This is a genomic window from Microbacterium sp. Bi128 (genome assembly GCF_918698205.1).
Window position 1 is genome coordinate 1 of record NZ_CAKKMM010001214.1, and the last position, 1,556, is coordinate 1,556.

At 65.6% G+C, this 1,556-nt stretch carries 2 protein-coding genes; both read left to right on the top strand.

Annotated features, from left to right (window positions below):
- On the top strand, positions 1-652 hold a 652-nt coding region (locus tag LQV45_RS31365), incomplete at its 5' end, for a branched-chain amino acid ABC transporter permease (protein WP_230011262.1).
- A 9-nt stretch (positions 653-661) separates the two neighbouring features.
- The coding region (locus tag LQV45_RS31370; protein ID WP_230011265.1) for a branched-chain amino acid ABC transporter permease at positions 662-1,556 on the top strand (895 nt) is incomplete at its 3' end.

The window sequence follows — 1,556 nt, forward strand, 5'->3', positions numbered from 1 at the left end:
CGTCCAGGACGCGGGCCTGTGGAAACCCCTGCGGCGCCGCGGAACCGGACTTGTTCCGATGATGATCGTCAGCATCGGCCTCGCCCTGTCCGTGCGCTACATCATCCAGTTCTACTTCGGCGGCGCCACCCAGCAACTGCCGTTCGCCCAGAGCGTGGAAATCCTGATCGGCCCGATCTCCATCTCCCCCAACAACCTCTTGTCCCTCCTCGTCAGCGCCGTCGTGATCGCCGCCCTCGGGATCGTCCTGCTCAAGACCCGCCTCGGCAAGGCCACCCGTGCTGTGGCCGACAACCCGGCGCTGGCCGCGGCCTCCGGCATCGACGTCGACTCCGTCATCCGGATCGTGTGGGTGGTCGGCGGCATGCTCGCCGCCCTCGGCGGCATCCTCTGGGCCTACTACCGTCCCGGCGTCACCTTCGACATGGGCTCGCAAATCCTGCTGCTCATCTTCGCCAGCGTCACCCTCGGCGGCCTCGGCACAGTCTGGGGCGCCCTGGTCGGTTCCATCATCGTCGGCATCTTCGTTGAGCTGACCACCGTGTTCGGCCTCGCAGCCGACCTCAAATACGTGGGAGCGTTGTTCATCATGATTGTTGTCCTCTTGTTCCGCCCTCAGGGCATTCTGGGCCGCAAAGAGCGCGTGGGTTAGGAGACAGCCATGGACTTCGGATTCATATTTTCCAGCGCCGCCGGCGAACTTTTCAGCCCGACGACAGCTGCCTACGCCCTGGCCACCCTCGGCCTCGCGGTTCACTTCGGCTACACCGGCCTGCTCAACTTCGGCCAGGCAGGCTTCATGGCAGTGGGAGCCTACGGCTTCGCCATCTCCACCCTGACGTTCCATGTGCCGTTCTTCGTCGGACTGCTCATCGCCGTCGTCGCCTCCGCCATCTTCGCCCTGCTGCTGGGCATCCCGACGCTGCGGCTGCGGGCGGACTACCTGGCCATCGTGACCATCGCGGCGGCCGAAATCGTGCGCTACATCGTCACGACCAACCAGCTGACCGCCGTCACCGGCTCGGCCAACGGCCTGGCCGCCTTCGAGGGCGATTTCTACGCCATGAACCCCTTCCCGCCGGGGACCTACGTTGGCATGAACAACCGCGACTTCTTCATCCGGGTGGTCGCCTGGGCAGTCGTGGCCCTCTTCTGCACCCTGGTCTGGCTGCTGATGCGCAGCCCCTGGGGCCGGGTACTCAAGGGCATCCGCGAGGACGAGAACGCCGTCCGCTCGCTCGGCAAGAACGTGTACGCCTACAAGATGCAGTCCCTGATCATCGGCGGCGCGCTCGGTGCCCTGGCAGGCATGATCTTCACGATTCCCCGCGGCGCGGTTCAGCCGGCCAACTACGGCACGGAATTGACGTTCTTCCTCTACACCTGCCTGCTGCTCGGCGGGCTCGGCACTGTGCTCGGCCCGGTGGTCGGCGCGATGATCTTCTGGGTGGTGCTCTCGCTCACCCAGGGCATCCTCTACGGCCTGATCGAGTCCGGCACCATCACGTGGCTGAACACGGTCCAGGCCGGGCAGCTGCGTTACATCCTGGTCGGCG